At 49.0% G+C, this 17377-nt stretch carries 18 protein-coding genes; 8 read left to right on the forward strand and 10 right to left on the reverse strand.

The features are described from left to right. Positions 1 to 74 precede the first annotated feature (74 nt). Both metH and ATH33_RS09105 read left to right on the forward strand, forming a co-directional pair. Positions 75 to 3464, forward strand: coding sequence for a methionine synthase (gene metH / locus ATH33_RS09100; RefSeq protein ID WP_242062471.1), 3390 nt, complete (start codon positions 75 to 77; stop codon positions 3462 to 3464). A gap of 13 nt (positions 3465 to 3477) precedes the next feature. Next, positions 3478 to 5355: a bifunctional homocysteine S-methyltransferase/methylenetetrahydrofolate reductase gene (locus ATH33_RS09105; protein WP_037993125.1), complete on the forward strand. Its 1878-nt coding sequence runs from the start codon at positions 3478 to 3480 to the stop codon at positions 5353 to 5355. Positions 5356 to 5547: 192 nt separating this feature from the next. Here the strand turns inward: ATH33_RS09105 and ATH33_RS13610 are convergent, their stop codons facing one another. Continuing rightward, a complete protein-coding gene (locus ATH33_RS13610; RefSeq protein ID WP_156097696.1) occupies positions 5548 to 5715 on the reverse strand; it encodes a hypothetical protein in 168 nt (55 codons plus the stop codon). A 296-nt stretch (positions 5716 to 6011) separates the two neighbouring features. Between ATH33_RS13610 and ATH33_RS09110 the strand changes: the two genes are divergently transcribed. Next, the gene (locus tag ATH33_RS09110; protein WP_131470903.1) at positions 6012 to 6365 is read left to right on the forward strand and encodes a hypothetical protein; all 354 of its coding nucleotides are present in this window, start codon (positions 6012 to 6014) and stop codon (positions 6363 to 6365) included. Positions 6366 to 6601: 236 nt separating this feature from the next. Here the strand turns inward: ATH33_RS09110 and ATH33_RS13615 are convergent, their stop codons facing one another. Further along, positions 6602 to 6757, reverse strand: coding sequence for a hypothetical protein (locus tag ATH33_RS13615; protein ID WP_156097695.1), 156 nt, complete (start codon positions 6755 to 6757; stop codon positions 6602 to 6604). Positions 6758 to 6867: 110 nt separating this feature from the next. Next, entirely contained in the window at positions 6868 to 6996 is a 129-nt protein-coding gene (locus ATH33_RS13845; protein ID WP_255347142.1) for a hypothetical protein, read from the reverse strand. 202 nt (positions 6997 to 7198) lie between these two features. On the opposite strand from ATH33_RS13845, the gene ATH33_RS09115 reads away from it, so the two are divergent. Then, positions 7199 to 8158: a 4-hydroxy-3-methylbut-2-enyl diphosphate reductase gene (locus ATH33_RS09115; RefSeq protein ID WP_037993122.1), complete on the forward strand. Its 960-nt coding sequence runs from the start codon at positions 7199 to 7201 to the stop codon at positions 8156 to 8158. Positions 8159 to 8236: 78 nt separating this feature from the next. Here the strand turns inward: ATH33_RS09115 and ATH33_RS13620 are convergent, their stop codons facing one another. Beyond that, the gene (locus tag ATH33_RS13620) at positions 8237 to 8401 is read right to left on the reverse strand and encodes a hypothetical protein (protein ID WP_156097694.1); all 165 of its coding nucleotides are present in this window, start codon (positions 8399 to 8401) and stop codon (positions 8237 to 8239) included. 53 nt (positions 8402 to 8454) lie between these two features. Beyond that, positions 8455 to 8781, reverse strand: a complete 327-nt coding sequence (locus ATH33_RS09120; protein WP_037993120.1) for a DUF1811 family protein — start codon at positions 8779 to 8781, stop codon at positions 8455 to 8457. An 82-nt stretch (positions 8782 to 8863) separates the two neighbouring features. Here ATH33_RS09120 and ATH33_RS09125 point away from each other — a divergent pair, with 82 nt between their 5' ends. Continuing rightward, positions 8864 to 9802: a hypothetical protein gene (locus ATH33_RS09125; protein ID WP_049720612.1), complete on the forward strand. Its 939-nt coding sequence runs from the start codon at positions 8864 to 8866 to the stop codon at positions 9800 to 9802. Between the two features lie 2 nt (positions 9803 to 9804). Next, positions 9805 to 10197 (forward strand): hypothetical protein, encoded by a 393-nt coding sequence (locus tag ATH33_RS09130; RefSeq protein ID WP_131470904.1) that lies wholly within the window; start codon positions 9805 to 9807, stop codon positions 10195 to 10197. Between the two features lie 52 nt (positions 10198 to 10249). On the opposite strand, the gene ATH33_RS09135 is transcribed toward ATH33_RS09130, so the two are convergent. After that, positions 10250 to 10435 (reverse strand): hypothetical protein, encoded by a 186-nt coding sequence (locus ATH33_RS09135; protein WP_037993117.1) that lies wholly within the window; start codon positions 10433 to 10435, stop codon positions 10250 to 10252. Between the two features lie 245 nt (positions 10436 to 10680). On the opposite strand from ATH33_RS09135, the gene ablB reads away from it, so the two are divergent. Both ablB and speD read left to right on the forward strand, forming a co-directional pair. Beyond that, on the forward strand, positions 10681 to 11511 hold the full coding sequence (gene ablB / locus ATH33_RS09140) for a putative beta-lysine N-acetyltransferase (RefSeq protein ID WP_121874318.1): 831 nt from the start codon (positions 10681 to 10683) through the stop codon (positions 11509 to 11511). Positions 11512 to 11891: 380 nt separating this feature from the next. After that, a complete protein-coding gene (gene speD, locus ATH33_RS09145) occupies positions 11892 to 12302 on the forward strand; it encodes an adenosylmethionine decarboxylase (RefSeq protein WP_037993114.1) in 411 nt (136 codons plus the stop codon). 91 nt (positions 12303 to 12393) lie between these two features. On the opposite strand, the gene ptsP is transcribed toward speD, so the two are convergent. The 4 genes from ptsP to ATH33_RS09165 form a co-directional block, all read right to left on the reverse strand. Next, positions 12394 to 14106, reverse strand: a complete 1713-nt coding sequence (gene ptsP, locus ATH33_RS09150) for a phosphoenolpyruvate--protein phosphotransferase (RefSeq protein WP_170151251.1) — start codon at positions 14104 to 14106, stop codon at positions 12394 to 12396. Positions 14107 to 14124: 18 nt separating this feature from the next. After that, complete coding sequence (locus ATH33_RS09155) at positions 14125 to 14385, reverse strand: HPr family phosphocarrier protein (RefSeq protein WP_037993221.1); 261 nt, start codon at positions 14383 to 14385, stop codon at positions 14125 to 14127. 76 nt (positions 14386 to 14461) lie between these two features. Further along, complete coding sequence (locus ATH33_RS09160; protein WP_037993111.1) at positions 14462 to 14803, reverse strand: PTS sugar transporter subunit IIB; 342 nt, start codon at positions 14801 to 14803, stop codon at positions 14462 to 14464. Between the two features lie 186 nt (positions 14804 to 14989). Next, positions 14990 to 17248: a sigma 54-interacting transcriptional regulator gene (locus ATH33_RS09165; protein WP_170151252.1), complete on the reverse strand. Its 2259-nt coding sequence runs from the start codon at positions 17246 to 17248 to the stop codon at positions 14990 to 14992. Positions 17249 to 17377 lie beyond the last annotated feature (129 nt).

The following is a 17377-nucleotide window of genomic DNA, read 5'->3' on the forward strand; positions in this document are numbered from 1 at the left end:
AGGTGGCGATAGGTGTGGGGAAAAAACCGATTGAAGAATATTTGCGCGAAAAAATTGTCATTTTGGATGGCGCGATGGGCACGATGTTGCAGCAGGCACAACTGACGGCTGATGATTTTGGCGGAGAGCGGTATGAAGGTTGCAATGAAATCTTGAACCTGACCCGGCCGGATCTGATTCGAAACATTCATGAAAAGTATTACCAGGCCGGCGCCGATGTGGTGGAAACCAATACATTTGGAGCCACGCCGCTGGTTTTGGGGGAGTATCATTTGGCAGACAAAACCGAAGAAATTAACCGGGCAGCCGCCCGTTGTGCGGTTCAAGCAAGGGACAAATGGTCAACCGGTGACCGTCCCCGCTATGTGGCCGGCGCCATCGGGCCGACCACCAAGACATTGTCCGTCACCGGGGGGACGACCTTTGAAGCGTTGGCCGAGGGATACTATCGGCAGGCGAAAGCATTGATGGAGGGCGGGGTGGACTTTCTCCTGTTGGAAACTTCCCAAGACACGTTAAATGTGAAAGCTGGGGGGATCGGGATTGAAAGGGCTTTTCAGGACTTGGGCTTCCGTTTGCCTGTCATGATTTCCGGGACGATTGAGCCGATGGGAACGATGCTCGGAGGACAAACCATTGAAGCGTTTTATCTGTCCATCGAACATCTTCGCCCGTTTGCGGTCGGGCTGAATTGTGCGACCGGTCCCGAGTTCATGACGGATCACATCCGTTCGTTGTCCCGAATTGCCCGTTGCGGCGTCAGTTGTTATCCCAATGCCGGCTTGCCGGATGAAAACGGGGATTATCCGGAGACCCCCGAAGCCTTGGCGCAGAAATTGACCGACTTTGCGGATAAAGGATGGCTGAATTTGGCGGGAGGCTGTTGCGGAACCACACCGGAACACATCCGGGCCATTGCCCGGGCTTTGGAAGGGAAAAAACCCCGCCGGCCGGTTCAAAGCCATTTGCCAGGAATCTCGGGAATTGACCCGGTTTTCTTGGAAGAGGATGCCCGGCCGTTGCTTGTCGGGGAGCGCACCAACGTAATCGGGTCCCGCAAGTTTAAACGGCTCATCAGAGAAGGGAAATATGAGGAAGCCTCCGAGATTGCCCGCAAACAAGTGAAAGGCGGAGCCCAGATCATCGATGTTTGTCTGGCTGATCCGGACCGGGATGAACTGGCGGACATGGAAGCATTTTTGAAGCATGTGACCAAAATGGTGAAAGTTCCGCTGATGATTGATTCGACCGATGCCAGGGTGATTGAAAAGGCGCTTCAATATTCCCAAGGAAAAGCAGTGATCAATTCCATCAACCTGGAAAACGGGGAAGAACGTTTTCAAGAAGTGATCCCGCTGGTGAAAAAATACGGGGCGGCAATCGTGGTGGGATCGATTGATGAAGAGGGGATGGCGCAGACGGCCCGGCGGAAACTGGAAGTGGCGCTCAGAAGTTATGATTTGCTGGTTCATAAGTACGGCATTCCTGAAGAGGACATCATTTTTGACCCATTGGTTTTCCCCGTCGGGACGGGAGATGAACAGTACATCGGTTCCGCCCGTGAGACGGTGGAAGGCATCCGGCTCATCAAAAAAGCGTTGCCCCGGACATCAACCATTCTGGGTATCTCCAATGTTTCTTTCGGGCTTCCGCTGGCCGGGCGTGAAGTGTTAAATGCGGTGTTTCTCTATGCCTGCACCAAAGCAGGGTTGGATTATGCCATCGTCAATACGGAAAAACTGGAGCGCTACGCTTCCATCGGGGAAGAAGAGAGGGAGTTGGCGGAAACCTTCTTGTTTCACTCAGATCATCAAAACTATGACGATATCTTGATCCGGTTTACAAACTTTTACCGCCATAAAAAAGAAAAGAAAAAGCAAACCGGGGTTCGGATGACTTTGGAAGAGAGGCTTGCCAACTACATCCTGGAAGGAAGCAAAGACGGTTTGTACGAGGATTTGGATCAGGCGCTTGCCAAGTACAAACCGCTGGATATCATCAACGGGCCGTTGATGGCAGGCATGGATGAAGTGGGGCGTTTATTTAATGATAACCAGTTGATTGTGGCTGAAGTTTTGCAGAGTGCGGAAGTGATGAAAGCGGCCGTCCGGTATTTGGAACCCCACATGGACCGGGCGGAAAGCCATACACGGGGAAAAGTCGTTTTGGCCACCGTCAAGGGAGACGTCCATGACATCGGGAAAAATCTGGTGGAAATCATCTTGGCGAACAACGGCTATCAAGTGGTGAATTTGGGGATCAAAGTGCCCCCGGAACAATTGATTGAGACCGCCCGGAAAGAAAAGCCGGATATCATCGGGCTGTCCGGGCTTTTGGTGAAGTCGGCCCAACAGATGGTGGTGACGGCCCAAGATCTGAAAGAAGCGGAGATTGACATTCCCATCCTGGTGGGCGGGGCGGCTTTGACGAGAAAATTTACAGAAACACGCATTTCCGTGGAATACGACGGCCCCGTTTTATATGCCAAAGACGCGATGAACGGACTGGAACTGGCCAACAAGTTGATGAATCCGGAGCAGAGGGAGCAAATTGAGGCCGAAAAAAACGAAAAGAAAAAACAGCGGTCTCCCTTGCAAACAGACCGAAGGGAGGCGGGGCCCCCGGCGTCTTTGCTGGTGAAAAGCAAAGTGAACCGCAAGGCCCCTGTTTTTACTCCGCCGGATTTCAAAAAGCATGTTTACCGGGATTATCCGTTGGATTTGCTTCTTCCCTATATCAATTTGCAGATGTTGTTTGGAAAACATCTCGGGTTAAAGGGAAATGTGGAGCAATTGATCGAAGAGGGGGACGAAAAAGCGCTGGAAATGAAGGGATTGTTTAGCCAGTTTTTTGAAAAAGCCAAAAAAGAACGGTGGCTCACCCCTCACGGCATTTATCAATTTTTCCCCGCGCAAGCCGACGGGGATGACATTTTGATTTATGATCCTGAAGACCCCGGCGTGATATTGGAACGTTTTTCGTTTCCCCGTCAGCCTGAGGATCCGTATCTGTGCCTGGCAGATTTTGTGCGTCCGGTGGAATCCGGGGAAATGGATTATGTCGGTTTTCTTGCGGTGACAGCCGGGCAACACATCCGGGAATTGTCCCAAAAATGGAAAGAAAAAGGGGATTATCTCCATTCCCATTTCATTCAGGCCTTGGCATTGGAAACGGCGGAAGCCTTCGCCGAACAATTGCATCAACAGATGCGGAACCGTTGGGGATTTCCGGATCCGGCCGAAATGACCATGAAGGAGCGGTTCGGCGCAAGATATCAGGGAATTCGCGTTTCTTTCGGCTATCCGGCTTGTCCTGATCTGGAGGATCAGCAGAAGTTGTTTCGCCTGATTTCGCCGGAGGATATCGGCATTCAGTTAACCGACGGTTTCATGATGGATCCCGAAGCATCCGTGTCGGCAATGGTGTTTGCTCATCCGGAAGCTCGGTATTTTAATGCGATATAAGGGGGAAAGATTGATGGGCAAGCAAGGCTTGCTTCAATGCCTGCAACATTCTTTGCTGGTCGGAGACGGGGCGATTGCGACATTTTTGTATCAACAAGGCGTTTCCATCGGCCATTGTACGGAGGAATTGGTTTTGAGCAACCCGTCCCTGATCAGCGAGGTTCATGAAGCATATTATCGGGCCGGGGCGCGTGTGATTGAAACGCACACCTTTGGTGCCAACCGCGAGAGGCTGTCGCGTTACGGACTGGAGAGCAAGGTGACGCGGCTGAACCGGGAAGCCGTTCATATTGCCAAAGAATCGATTGGCAGCGATGCCTATGTTCTTGGGGTGATCGGTTCCATCTGTGCCGGGAAGGTGCCGGTGTACGATGAAGAGGAGTACCGGGTGATGTATGAAGAGCAAGCGGTGGCTCTTTTGCACGGAGGTGTTGACGGGATTTTGCTGGAGACTTTTTTGGATTTGAAAGAGCTGCAATTGGCGGTTGAAGTGATTCGCCCGTTGACGAAGCTTCCCGTCTTTGCCCAGCTGTCGATGATGGAAATCGGCCGGACCCGGGATGCCTTTACCGTCTCTGAAGCTTTTGAGAAGCTTGCATCGCTCGGGGTGAACGGGGTGGGAATCAATTGCCGTTTCGGTCCCGTGGAAGTATTGAGAACATTGGAAAAAACCATTGTTCCCGAGCAAATGATCCTCACGGCTTTTCCCAATGCCGGGCGGCTGGGGATGAGCAACGGGGAACTTCATTACAAGTCGGAGCCGGACTATTTTGAAGAAACAGCCGGTCTCTTGATTGATCAAGGAGTCCGCCTGCTTGGAGGGTGTTGCGGAACCACCCCCGGGCACATCGCCCGGATAGCCAAAGCATTGAAAGACAAATGTCCGGTTCAGCGGAAAAATCCTCCCCGGGATGGTTACAAACTGTCTTCCCATGAAACGATCGTCTTGCAAAAAAGAACGAAACCGACGGTCGTACAGAAAGTCCGCAACGGACAACGAACCATCATTTGTGAATTTGATCCGCCGAAAGATCTGGATACCATGCGGTTCTTGCAAGGGGCGAAAAAACTGAAACAAGCCGGTGTCGATGCGGTCACGATGGCGGACAATTCCCTGGCCACCGCCCGGATGAGCAATTTGGCGCTGGGCGCCATCTTAAAAAAATATGATATCGAGCCGTTGGTCCACGTGGCTTGCCGGGACCGGAATTTATTGGGACAGCAATCCCACCTGATGGGGCTTCACGCCTTGGGAATCGATCAAATTTTGGTGATTACCGGGGATCCCACCCGCATGGGGGATTTGCCCGGAGCCCATTCGATTTACGATGTCACTTCCTTTGAACTGATCCGGATGGCGAAACAGCTGAATGAAGGGATATCGTTCTCTGGAAGGAAATTAAAACAAAAAGCGCAGTTTGTGGTGGGCGCCGCCTTTAATCCGCATGTGCGAAAGCTGGATGCGGCGGTCAAACGTCTCGAGAAAAAAATTGAAGCCGGCGCGGATTTTGTCATGACTCAGCCGGTCTATGACCCGGACGGGGTGATTCGGATGCATGAGGCGACGAAATCGCTTGGCATCCCGGTGTTTATCGGTGTGATGCCGCTCACCGGGTATCGCAATGCATTGTTTTTGCATAATGAGGTGCCCGGAATTAAAATACCGGAAGACGTGTTAAAAAGAATGGAAAAAACGACCGACCGGCAGTCCGGAAAATCAGAAGGCGTCCAAGTGGCCAAGGAACTTTTGGAAGTGGCGATGGAAAAATTCGACGGAATTTATTTGATCACCCCGTTTTCCAACTGGCAGATGACAGAAGAATTGACGCATTTTATCCGGCGGCATGACAAAAAGATGCAAGCCTGTCTCAAGAGCCATACACATGCTTAAAGAACAAAAAAAGGCCCTCCTGTCGGTTCAGGAGGGCTGATTGTTTGATTACCCAAAACCAAATTCAAAAGAATAGAGAAACGAACCATTGGCCATTTGGGGGAATGATTCATCCGTTTGGAGAGGAAATGACGCCCTTTTGGAACGGGAGGGCTGTCATCCAATGCAAAATGCAAACCAAACAAAGGTGATTCACTTTTTAAAAGGCACATCCTTCGAAATATGGTCGAGAAACATATCTCTTGCCATTTTGAGTACCGTCCTTTTCACTGCGGGACGAACCCGCTTGTGAATGACACGGTACTTGTATCCCAGACGCTGGTCGGCAAAAGATTTCGAGGATCGATCACGTACGACCATATTCGCCCCCTCCTTTTTAACATTTATTAGACATCGGTAACCAACAATTCCTTCCTCGCGACATAAGTAGTCAAATCATTTAATTTTTTGACAAAAAAGGACATTGATGATAATGAGGATGATGGGGATTTTTTCGCATTCTTCCTTCTTTGAAAGGGGTTTGCCGGCTTGTTGACGAATGGATGATATAGTCAAAAATAACGAATTTTGCTTTTAAATATAAATAAAAAGATGCAGTGGATTGGTTTGTTCATGGAAAACGCGATTTTTTCAAAAGGGGAAATGGGTGAACAATGATGCAGGATCAAACAAAGAGAAAAAAAAGAGTGGAGCGTTTGGCGGACCAGATTGAAGCGGAGATATTAAATGCGATCCGGGAAGGCGGGCCTCAACCTTATTACACGGAAATGTATTTAAATTGCGCGATCTGTTATCAGGAAAAGAAGAGAACCGAATTGAGAATCGCCAAAGATCCCGACCAAATCTTTGATGAATTCGCCGTGTGCTTTGACTGTATTGCCCGGCGAAACCTGACGCTTTCCCATTCGGAACGGGCGCTTGATTTTGAAGCGAGAACGTTGGCCATCTTGCGAATCAAAAACGGTGTCATGAAACCCCAGAATTGGGAGGAAGAAGAGGAAGCTCTTTAAATCTGCACGAAATCACCCCTGTTTCATGGTTTTGTAATATTCCCATTCTGTACAAATTTATTTAAATGTAGTATACCTATTTACAGACGGACAAGATTCGGGGGGTTTTGATCATATGAATGGGAATATTCTGGATTCATCAGGAGTGATTATCCTTTTTTTGTTGTTTATTTCTTTTATTCTTGGTACCTTGTATGTCCGCGAAAGAATGAAAAATTAATCCGATACAGGTGCAATCAAGGCCATCCTTCCGGGAGAGAAATCAGGAAGGATGGCCTTTTTTCAGCAATGATGGTGAGAGCTTTCCCACCGGTGACGAGGGGATTCATGCGGATGACAGTGGTAAGGTCTTCTGCAGTGGGGATGGTGACGGTGAGGATGTCTGCAATCATGTTTGCTCTCACAATACCTCATATACCATTTAAGCATTTCCAATTCATACTTATGGCAAATTTTAAGGTGGTGATACATGTGCCGGAGCCATCTGGGATCACAGGGGATTTCATGCATGGGCGGCATGCAGGGCATGGGCATGGGGTGTTCCGGCATCGGCGGCATGGGATATTCCGGCATGACCGGCGGTTGCGGTTCGGGCCTCGGCATGGGTTTTGCTGGTTTTTCCATAATGCACACTCACTTCCTTCTGTTCATGATGACAGTGTATCTTATGAATGACCAAGGGTGGATGTTCCAGAAAAAATGCCTAAAAAATTGTGAAATCCTTTTGGACTTATCGGGAACAGGGAGGATTTGCATTTACCCGGAGCGGCCGTTGCGCTATAATGAGATGGACAAAAGCCTCGGATCCAACATCGGGGTCAGGAGGGAAAAACATGGAAGTCGTAAAAATCACACCGAGAGGATATTGTTACGGAGTGGTGGATGCCATGGTTTTGGCGCGCCAAGCCGCCCAAAACCTGGATCTGCCCCGTCCGATTTATATATTGGGAATGATTGTTCACAACAGCCATGTTGTGGAAGCATTTGAAGACGAAGGCATTATTACCCTGGACGGAGCAAACCGGTTGGAGATTCTGGAGAAAATTGACAAAGGGACGGTCATTTTCACCGCACACGGGGTTTCTCCCGAAGTCCGCCGTCGCGCCCGGGAAAAGGGTTTGACGGTGGTGGATGCAACTTGTCCGGATGTGACGCGGACGCACGATCTGATCAGGGAAAAGACGGCTGCCGGATATGAAGTGATTTATATCGGCAAACAAGGCCATCCCGAGCCTGAAGGGGCCATGGGAGTGGCTCCCGGGAAGGTTCACTTGATTGAAAAAGAGGAAGATATTGACCGGCTCCAACTCAAAACGGACCGGTTGCTCGTCACCAACCAAACCACCATGAGCCAATGGGACACCAAGCATTTGATGGAAAAGGTCAAAGAACGGTTCCCGACGGCAGAGATCCACAATGAAATTTGTCTCGCCACGCAATTGCGGCAAGAAGCCGTTGCGAAACAGGCGAAGGAAACGGATCTGGTTCTTGTTGTCGGAGATCCCCGCAGCAACAATTCCAACCGGCTGGCTCAGGTGGCCAAAGAGATCGCCGGCGTGGATGCGTACCGGATTGCGGATGTGACAGAAATCAATTTGGACTGGCTCAAAGGGAAAAAAGTGGTCGGCGTGACGGCGGGTGCGTCGACGCCAACACCGATCACCCGCGAAGTGATTCGCTTTTTGGAGCAGTTTGACGAAAATGATCCGAGTACCTGGGAACGCAAACAGGAAGTCAGCATGAACAAAATTTTGCCGCCGGTGCGAAAGAAAAAGTTACAACCGAAAAAATAACCGGAGACTTTCAAGTCCCGGTTTATTTTTCACTCATTTCTTTATACAATTCTGTCAATTTACAGACCTAAAAAAACATTATTTTCGGGGATAGTGTGCGGCCATAAAATCATAGCATTGATTCATGGTGCCGCGAAATTCAATGCGATGATCCTTTTTCATCGGATTATACCAAGCGAAATAGTTATCTTCATGAATGATCGATGGCGGGAGTTTTTCTGAATCGCGGACGACATAATACATTTTCGAACACACCTCCTAGTTGTATTATGTCCAATACAAATAAAAATTAACCATCATTTAACAGAACGGCGGGATACCGGTTTTTCCAACAAAGCCAAAGGAACGGCTGTTTTTTCACCGGAATGTTCCCAATTTCCCCAAGCCATCACTCCGTTCAGATATTCGACATAAAAAGGAATGTTTTTTCCTTCCACTTGATACCAACAGGAAGTTTGGACAGTTGAGGAATCGATCAGGTATGAACGCGCAAGATTGATTTTTTGTTCCAAAATGGCAAGTTGTGTATCCAAACCTTGGTCTTTTGCTTTTTGTTTTTCCCGGTTCAGGCGCTCAATTTCCATCTCAAGAGCATCTTTGGACATTTGGCTGAAACGTTGCATCGTATCCTCCTTTTTTGCAATACTCCTTTTTATTGTACCGGGAGGCCGGGATGAAAAACAACCTGGAGGACACAGACGGGGGGTGGGGAAGATCGCTGTTGTGCTGCTGTTTATTGACGGGGTGGGCTTGGGAGAGATGGCTGATCACAATCCCTGGGTGACGTATCCGACTCCTTGCATCCGTCAGTTGCTAGGCGGAATGCCGTTGGTGAGGGAAGCGGCCGGCCGCCATGGTCCGGATCTTCTTCTGCTCGAGACCGATGCCTGTCTGGGCGTGGAGGGGCTTCCGCAGAGTGCCACGGGCCAGGCGACGATCTTTACGGGAAAAAATGCAGCCCGTGAGATGGGAAAACACATGAGCGGGTTGCCGTTTCGAAGGTTGCGTGAATGGGTGAAAAAAGACAATATCTACTTACAGTTTGAAAAAAAAGGATGGAAAGCGACCTTTGCCAATGCGTACACCAAAGAGTATTTTGAACGTCCTGCCACCAAGCGCGGATGGGTGTCGGTCACCACGGCAACGATCCAATCCAGCGGGGAGCCGGTTCGGTTTTTCCCGGAATTGGTGGAAGGCAAAGCGGTGTATCATGACATTACCCGGACCATCCTGAAAAAATCAGGGACGGATGTGGAGGAAATCACGCCGGAGCAGGCTGCCCGCCACCTTTGGTCGATAGCCAGCGGTTATGATTTGGTTGTCCATGAGTTCTTCTTGAGTGACCGGGCCGGCCACAAACAGGATCCCTGGTTGCTTCAATATGTGACGCACCATTATGATCGTTTTTTGGGGGAACTTGCGCGGTTGAAAGGGCCGGAGGATACGATAGTATTGGTCAGCGATCATGGAAACAGCGAAGATTTGCGGGTGAAAACCCATACCGCCAACCCGGTCCCCACCCTGGTGATCGGGGATATTGACGCATTCTCGGAGGTTGACACGGGAGCGTGGGATTTAACGGGCATTGTTCCGCTGTTGCATCGGATCGTGTCCAGAAATAAAAATGAGGTAAAGGATCGGTGATTATGAGTTCAAGATATATACCACAGGTGACAGAAGCAGCCATTCCGGAGGACGGAGGATGGACCGAACTCCGTGCGGATGAAACGGATACGTTGGTGTTGTCCATTCCGGAGTGGGCCGGCGATGTCAAGCAATCGGAGGAAGCGGATGAATATGTCTGGATGTACGACCGCGGCAATGATGCTTACCTCTTTTGTTTCCGGTTGAAGGGGAAGCGGGAATATGCAGTTGCGTTTCCGAGGGAACATGCCGGGATCCTGCTGAAAGACAAACGTGCTTATGCGCCCTTTCATTTGTTGATCACCAGTCAACCTTTGTCGGGTTCCGATTCGTTGGATCCTTGCTTTTTGTTTCGGAATATCGAATTAAAAAGGCATCCCCAAGCCGGATGGTGAAGAAGACAAAAATCCCCTTTTTTTCTTTGAAAAGAAGGGGATTTTTTATGTTTCAGCCATCGTCCATGTTGTAGATGTATTCTTGCCGAAGATGGTCGTCGTCTTCCTTTTCTTGTTCGCTTTTGAGACGGTCCAATAATTTTTTATATTCATCGGCTCTTGTATAAGGCGGTTCGGTTTCCAACACCTTGGTTAGAGCCCGGATGACGATGCCGCGTTCTTTGGGTGTCAGGTACATAAAAGAAACCCCCTGGATTTAGGGTAATCAACATCTAAATTATATCCTACCCGCATTAAATAAAAATTACACGACGGATCTCCCTTTTTTGTGTTGATTTTATGTCCAATTGACATGAAACCGGGAAAAAGCCGTTTGTATTTCAGAAGACAGGGTAAAAGTTACTGATGATAATATCGGGCAGCTTGGCAAAAGCTAAGGACAGCGGAGTTGCAGAAAGAAAGATGATGGAGGAGAGTAGTTGAATGAAAACCACTCAAACCACTCCACATAATGTATCTTATGAAGTGGATGAATTTAATAGTCGCATTAAATTGATCCAATACAGCCGGTACGATGTGGAGTCCCTGTTGAAACACCTGGAAGAATTGGCCAAGGAAAAGGATATCGGTAAAGTGATGATTTATGCAAACCCTGAGGATATCTCCTTTTTTGAGAAGCTCGGGTTTCAAAGAGAAGGAGAAATCAGCGGTTTTTTCCAAGGAAATCCGGCTTGTATTTTGTCCCGCTTTCTGGAAGAGGACCGCGCGCATAAAAAAGATGAGGAGAAAAAAGATCAAATTGTGGAGATGGCAGAGCAGGCCGAAGCCATTAAAGAGCGTCCGCGTTTGGATCCAAAGTATCAATTGCGCCATGCCGTGAAAGAAGATGCCGAGGCTTTGGCGAAGTTGTATCAGCTGGTTTTTGAAACGTATCCCACCCCCATTCATGATCCGGATTTTATCCGCCAGTGCATGGACCAGGATGTCTACTTCACGGTGGTAACCGAAGGGGATCAGATTGTCAGCTCGGCATCGGCTGATGTTTTTCCGCATTTTCAATGTGCGGAAATCACTGATTGCGCCACTCACCCGGATCATCGGGGAAACGGACTGTTAAGTGCCATTATTTATGATCTGGAATTAAGAATGAAAGAAAAAGGGATCCCTCATCTGTTTTCATTGACCCGGGCGGTTTCGACGGGAATGAATATGGTGATCGCCAAGCTGGGTTTTGAATATAAAGGACGATTGATTCAAAACAGCCAGATCTCCGGGGATTTTGAAGATATGAATATCTGGGTGAAAAAGTTGTAAAAAGGCGGGCGTTGGCAAGAAGGAAATTAAAGCGGGACCGGATCCCGCTTTTTTTAACAAATGCTCCGGCAATGATTGGCCGTGGATGAGACACAGAAAACCTGGATGGACAGGTTCGTTGCAGGATGATTCGGATGATTCGAAATATTGGTTTTAAACTTTTTAAAAAGATCGCAGTGAAAGGGAATTTCGGTTAAAATAACTATTGAAGTTGTATACAGATTGTGTTAAGTTAATCACTGTGACATTGAGCTAGTAGGATCCAGGATTCACTTAAAGGGTTGGGACCTCACTGGACTAACCTTCCCCCGTGGTGAACAAGCAGATCCTAGCGGAATTTGGCTCACACCAACTTTTTGCTAGGAAGGGGGCCGAAAGAGATGGAATTTTCTACTTTCGGAAGACATGTAGCCATGGATGCATGGGGTGTTGATTTCGATCTGCTGAATGATGTCCAGCGTTTGGAGGAACACTTGAAAGATGCGGCAAAAGCCTGCGGAGCAACCGTTTTGTCCGTCCAATCGCATCAGTTTGAACCTCAAGGGGCCACTGTTTTAGTGTTGCTCTCAGAGAGTCATCTGTCCATTCACACGTATCCGGAAAAAGGGTTTGCCGCTTTGGATTGTTATACTTGCGGTCATACCGTTGATCCCATGATTGCCATTGAGCACATGTTCAATGTATTAAAACCCTCCCAAGCCTATCACAAAATGCTTCGGAGAGGTGTTAGGCCTATTGAGGTTGTCCAACCAGAACCAGCAATACGACCGATGAAAAAAATGACGGTTTAAATAAGGAACGGTGGGAATCCAAAAGCATGTTTTGGATTCCTTTTTCATTTAAAAAAAGCCGAAGAACATGTTCTTCGGCTTTTTTTCGTCTTTATGATTTTTGTTCTTGGATGAACCGGCGGACTTGATCCCCGTCTTTTTGGTTCAACAGTCCCGCCGCCAATTTTTTGGCTTTTTCCGAATCGGTTTGGCGGACTTTTTGTTTCACTTCCGGAATGGTTCCTGCACTCATGGACAATTCGTGCAGGCCGAGTCCGACCAACGCTTCTGTCATGGCGGTGTCACCTGCCAATTCCCCGCACATGCCGACAACGATTCCGGCTTTTTCCGCGGCGTCACAGGTCATTTTGACCAGGCGCAACACTGCCGGATGTGCGGCATCATACAAATGAGCCACTTTCTCGTTGCCCCGGTCTGCCGCCAGGGTGTATTGGGTGAGGTCGTTGGTTCCAATGCTCATGAAATCCACTTCCGGCGCAAGTAGATCCGCATTGATGGCGGCTGCCGGAATTTCCACCATGATGCCGACGGGAATGTTTTCTGCGAAGGAAATGCCTTCGTTTTTCAGTTCATTTTTGCACTCATCCAGCAGCGCTTTGGCTTGGCGGATTTCGGCGAGGTTTTCGATCATCGGGAACATGATCCACAGATTTCCGTGGGTGCTTGCCCGGAGCAGTGCACGCAATTGAGTTTTGAAGATGTCCGGGTTGGAAAGACAGAAACGGATCGCCCGGTGTCCCAAGAACGGGTTTTCTTCTTTGGGTAATTCGGCATAAGGCAAGTCTTTGTCGCCGCCGATATCCAAAGTCCGGATGACCACGGGGCGGTCGCCAAACGCTTTCAAAACTTTTGCATAAGCGTCATATTGTTCTTCCTCGTCAGGCCAGTGGTCATTTTCCAGATAAAGAAACTCGGTTCTGAACAAACCGACCCCTTCGGCATGGTTTTTCAGGGCGATTTCCACATCATTTAAACTTCCGATGTTGGCGAAAACCTGAATCCGTTTTCCATCAGCTGTATAAGCATCGGCTTTTGCTTCTTTCAATGCTTGCTCGCGTGCTTCGTTTTGTTTTTTGATCTGTTGGCGGATCGCTGCTTCGGTTTCTTTGTCCGGGTTGATTTGGATGGTTCCCTGATCCCCGTCCAACACAATGATGTCGCCGTCTTCAATTTGACGAATGGCCTCACCCAGTCCCAATACGGCCGGAATGCCCAAAGTCCGGGCCATGATGGCGGCATGGGCGGTTTTGCTTCCGCGTTCGGTCACCATCCCGCTGATTCCTTCCGGGAATTGGGCCGTGTCGGAAGGAGTCAATTCTTCCGCGATGACAACATGCCCCGGTTTTAACAAGGAAGGATCAAAAGGTTGTTTGCCGGATAAAATCAACAACAAACGGGTTCCGACATCACGAATGTCGTCGGCACGGGCTTGCATGTATTCGTCATCGAGCGAAGCCATTAACTGGCTCATTTCATCGGTGACTTCCTGGCAAATGGATTCCGCGTTTTGTTTTTTGCTTTGAATCCGGTTTTTCATTTCTCCCGTAAAACCGGGATCGTCCAAGAAGGCGAGGTGTGCATCAAAAACAGCGGCCTCTTCGTCACTCATCCGCCGGGAAGCGATCGAACGCAGCTCCTGGATTTGTTCCCTGGCTTGTTCAATCGCTTGATTTAACTTTTCCACTTCGGCATCGGTATCGGAGATGGAGCGTGTTTCCACAACCGGTTTTTCTTTGCGCCACCAAATGGCCTGTCCGATATTTAACCCCGGTGCAGCCCCCACTCCCTTGATGTGTTGGCTCAACATGAACCCTCCTTAAAGTTAAGCGTTGAGTTGTTCGATAAATTGTGCCAATTGGTTTACGGCTTCTTCAGCGTCTTCTCCTTCAGCCTGAATGACGATTTCATCATTTTGTTTGGCTGCGAGCGACATGACCCCCAATAAGCTTTTGGCATCCACTTCTTTTCCGTCTTTCACCAATTGGACTTTGCTGGAAAATTTTCCGGCTTCTTTCACCAAAAGTGCTGCCGGACGGGCATGCAAACCGCTTGGATTGGTAATGGTTACTTTCTTTTGAGCCATGTGACATGTTCCTTTCTTTTTATCATTTTGGATTTTGACTGGCATATCGTGTACAAGGTGGAAAGGATGACAACCTTTATTCTGTCCCATGCAATGAACGGTAAGTGGATAAAAGCAATGCCGCCTGTTTTAGCAACTGATCTCCGTTCATCGTGGCAAAAGCAACCGGGTCGACTTGCGCAAACGGTTTTCGATGGGCTTTTGCGACCGGTTCGATCTCGTTTCGGAGATGGCTGATTTGGGGTTCGATCATGATGAGATCTGCAGATTGGAGATGTTCGCTCCAATCTTTGACGCCGACTGCTTTTGCCCTTAAAGCAATCCCCTTTTGGGAAGCTGCTTCATTGATTTTCTGGCACAATACACTGGAAGTTGCCCCCCAGCTGCAAATGACGAGCAGGCGGATAGTGTGGTTCATTTCATTCCTCCGCTTCTGACAGAAACGATTTTCCACCTTGGTTTTAGTAATAAAAAATAATGCCATTTCATTTTAAATGCAAAAAGCATGCCAAACAATAAAACATACCGATTGGAAAGATTTTTCGCATCGGATGAGATTGGACACACCTGTGTGCAGCAAAATTACACACAAGGGTGGAACGGTTTAAACGGAAGACGCCGACAAACGGGTCATTTCTTGTGCCGTCATCGCCGGATATTGAACGGAAAAGACGGATTCCAGTTGGTGCAAAAGGTTTTTCCATAAATAGGATGGTTGTTCTGGCCGGGATTTATGCCCGCCGCCGTGATTTTGGCGGGACGTTTGATTGATTTGTTCTTTCAGCAGTTGATCGGTGTAAATCGCCAAATGCATCCAGATCCCCAGTTCGCGTTCGGGGGTCCACTGAAATGTTTCTTGAAACGGCGCGCGATGTTTTTGGATCAGGTCGATATATTTTTTGGGATTAAAGTGGGTGACCGTCTCCCGCAATCCTTGTTCCATTAACTGAAAGAGCCGGTTTTCGGGTTCCGGTTTCATGTCGCGTTTAAAAGATGAAGTGCCCGGGCGGCTATTGGATAACAGTTCCTTCAATTTGTCCCATCCGGCGGGTTGGTACAGTTCCCAAACCGGAATGTATGGAACATCTTTCATCTTGGGGGGAACCGTCCCGACCACGGCGACCAGATGACAGGATTTCGCCAGTTCTTCCAACTCCCCGGATTCGCGTTCAAGCGGATCGATCTGCACCGCACGGATCAACACGTCCTGGTCTTGCTCCGGCAAGTGTTGTTTCAGCCAAAGTTCCAATGAAACCGCCGCTCCTTCGCCAGTTAAACAAACCGTGGCAATCACCCGCGGCTTCGGATCGGATGAACGGGGTTGATACAACGAGAAAAAAAGGGAGATTAAATCCAATTCATCTTTCGGCAAACGGATACCCAACGCTTGTTCCAAAGCAGTTCCGATCTGACCGGCCAGTTCTCGGTAAACCGGTTCAATTTTCAACCCGTTCAACGTTTTTTTCGCACGGGGTCCGGGTTGTTCCAAATAAGACTGGATGTGCAGGGCCAGGGCGTTGATCTTCGTGCCGGATATCTTTTGGGCCAGAGGATGGTTCCAATGATCCACACATTGCCCGAGCACCTGCCGGATCGATTGGAACAGACGGGTTTCCTGATCCCCAGAGGGTTGTCGGTTTTTGGCTGAGTGCAAAAGACGGGTGATATATTCATTGACCGTTTCCTGCAGTTGCCGGTTTAATTCTGCAGGCGAAATGTTTTGTTTGCTTAATTGTTCTTTGGCTGCCAGCAGTTCACGGTAGATGTTGCCCGCTTCGTCTGTTGTTTTTGCTTTTGCCTCTATGGGTGCCGGTTGATCTTTCATTTTGGCTTCGATGGCGGCCGAGATCCAGCCTTGTTTGCGCAGATGGGCCGGCAAATCATGCAGTTGAATCACCACTTCTTGTCCGGAACGGTTCATGTGTCGGAGGAAAGCGCGGGCGCACGCAATCTGGATATCGCTTTTTAATTGGCCGATGTTTCCAAAACAAGGATAAGTCAAAAGCCGCGAGCGGCATTCGGGGGACAGGGAAACGGGAATGTTCATCTGTTTGGATTCATTGAGGAGAAATTTTTCGATCAATTGTTCCCTCACCTGAACCGGACGCTTTCTGAGCGGCGGAATTTCAATTTGCACGGAGAAACGGCGCTGTAAGGTCGGCAATAACGCCTGTTCAGGAGGTTCGGTGGTGGCGCCGATCAGCCGGATGCGGGCAGGGTGTTCCACGGAAGCTTCCCCCAGGCGACGGTAAAATCCTTGGTCCATCAGGTAAAAAAGCATTTCTTGTCCCGATGGGGGAAGACGGTGGATTTCATCCAAAAACAAAATGCCGCCATTGGCCCGCTCCACCAACCCGGCCCGGTTTTCCTGCGCACCGGTGTAGGCGCCTTTCTTCACGCCAAACAGTTGAGCCAGAAGCAATTCGGGGTTTTGGGCGTATTCCGCACAGTTAAAAGAGACAAACGGAGTGTTTGGCGGAAGGTAATTTTTTTCGATGGCCACTTCGACCAATTTTTTGGCCATATAGGTTTTTCCGACACCGGTTTCCCCGGTAAACAAAATGGGAAGCCCTTTGGGAGGATATAAAAGAGCTGCCAGGGCATCGTCCAGCAATCCGTCATCTTCAGCCGGTTTCTGGCGGGAGGTTGCCTGGATTTTGCCCGGGTCATCCGCAGGAAAATACCGCACCGGGCGTCCCGCCTGTTTCCGGGCGCGTCCCAGTTTGACCAATTCATTTAAATACCGGCTGGCGGTGGAACGGTTCAGGCCTGATATCTTTCCGACTTGTTGTGCCGTCATTCCTTCCGGGTTTTCCAGGCAGGATTGACGGAGAACTTGTTCGATCCAATCCCGCTTTTTCATGGTACCGCCTCTTTTTCTCATTCTTCTAAGTATCATACACACTTTGCACACTAATTGTCACCCGAGCGTGTAAAAAAGGCAAGAAAAAATGAAATCCAAATTTAACCGTACACCGGCAAAACCGATGAT

Source organism: Thermoactinomyces vulgaris (assembly GCF_003688725.1).
GTDB classification, from domain to species: domain Bacteria; phylum Bacillota; class Bacilli; order Thermoactinomycetales; family Thermoactinomycetaceae; genus Thermoactinomyces; species Thermoactinomyces vulgaris.

Bases quoted from the DNA above. Each gene is read 5' to 3' on its own strand.
- metH (WP_242062471.1), top strand. From the start codon at position 75: ATGGGCACGATGTTGCAGCAGGCACAACTGACGGCTGATGATTTTGGC.
- ATH33_RS09105 (WP_037993125.1), top strand. From the start codon at position 3,478: ATGGGCAAGCAAGGCTTGCTTCAATGCCTGCAACATTCTTTGCTGGTC.
- ATH33_RS13610 (WP_156097696.1), bottom strand. From the start codon at position 5,715: ATGGTCGTACGTGATCGATCCTCGAAATCTTTTGCCGACCAGCGTCTG.
- ATH33_RS09110 (WP_131470903.1), top strand. From the start codon at position 6,012: ATGCAGGATCAAACAAAGAGAAAAAAAAGAGTGGAGCGTTTGGCGGAC.
- ATH33_RS13615 (WP_156097695.1), bottom strand. From the start codon at position 6,757: ATGATTGCAGACATCCTCACCGTCACCATCCCCACTGCAGAAGACCTT.
- ATH33_RS09115 (WP_037993122.1), top strand. From the start codon at position 7,199: ATGGAAGTCGTAAAAATCACACCGAGAGGATATTGTTACGGAGTGGTG.
- ATH33_RS13620 (WP_156097694.1), bottom strand. From the start codon at position 8,401: ATGTATTATGTCGTCCGCGATTCAGAAAAACTCCCGCCATCGATCATT.
- ATH33_RS09120 (WP_037993120.1), bottom strand. From the start codon at position 8,781: ATGCAACGTTTCAGCCAAATGTCCAAAGATGCTCTTGAGATGGAAATT.
- ATH33_RS09130 (WP_131470904.1), top strand. From the start codon at position 9,805: ATGAGTTCAAGATATATACCACAGGTGACAGAAGCAGCCATTCCGGAG.
- ATH33_RS09135 (WP_037993117.1), bottom strand. From the start codon at position 10,435: ATGTACCTGACACCCAAAGAACGCGGCATCGTCATCCGGGCTCTAACC.
- ablB (WP_121874318.1), top strand. From the start codon at position 10,681: ATGAAAACCACTCAAACCACTCCACATAATGTATCTTATGAAGTGGAT.
- speD (WP_037993114.1), top strand. From the start codon at position 11,892: ATGGAATTTTCTACTTTCGGAAGACATGTAGCCATGGATGCATGGGGT.
- ATH33_RS09155 (WP_037993221.1), bottom strand. From the start codon at position 14,385: ATGGCTCAAAAGAAAGTAACCATTACCAATCCAAGCGGTTTGCATGCC.
- ATH33_RS09160 (WP_037993111.1), bottom strand. From the start codon at position 14,803: ATGAACCACACTATCCGCCTGCTCGTCATTTGCAGCTGGGGGGCAACT.
- ATH33_RS09165 (WP_170151252.1), bottom strand. From the start codon at position 17,248: ATGAAAAAGCGGGATTGGATCGAACAAGTTCTCCGTCAATCCTGCCTG.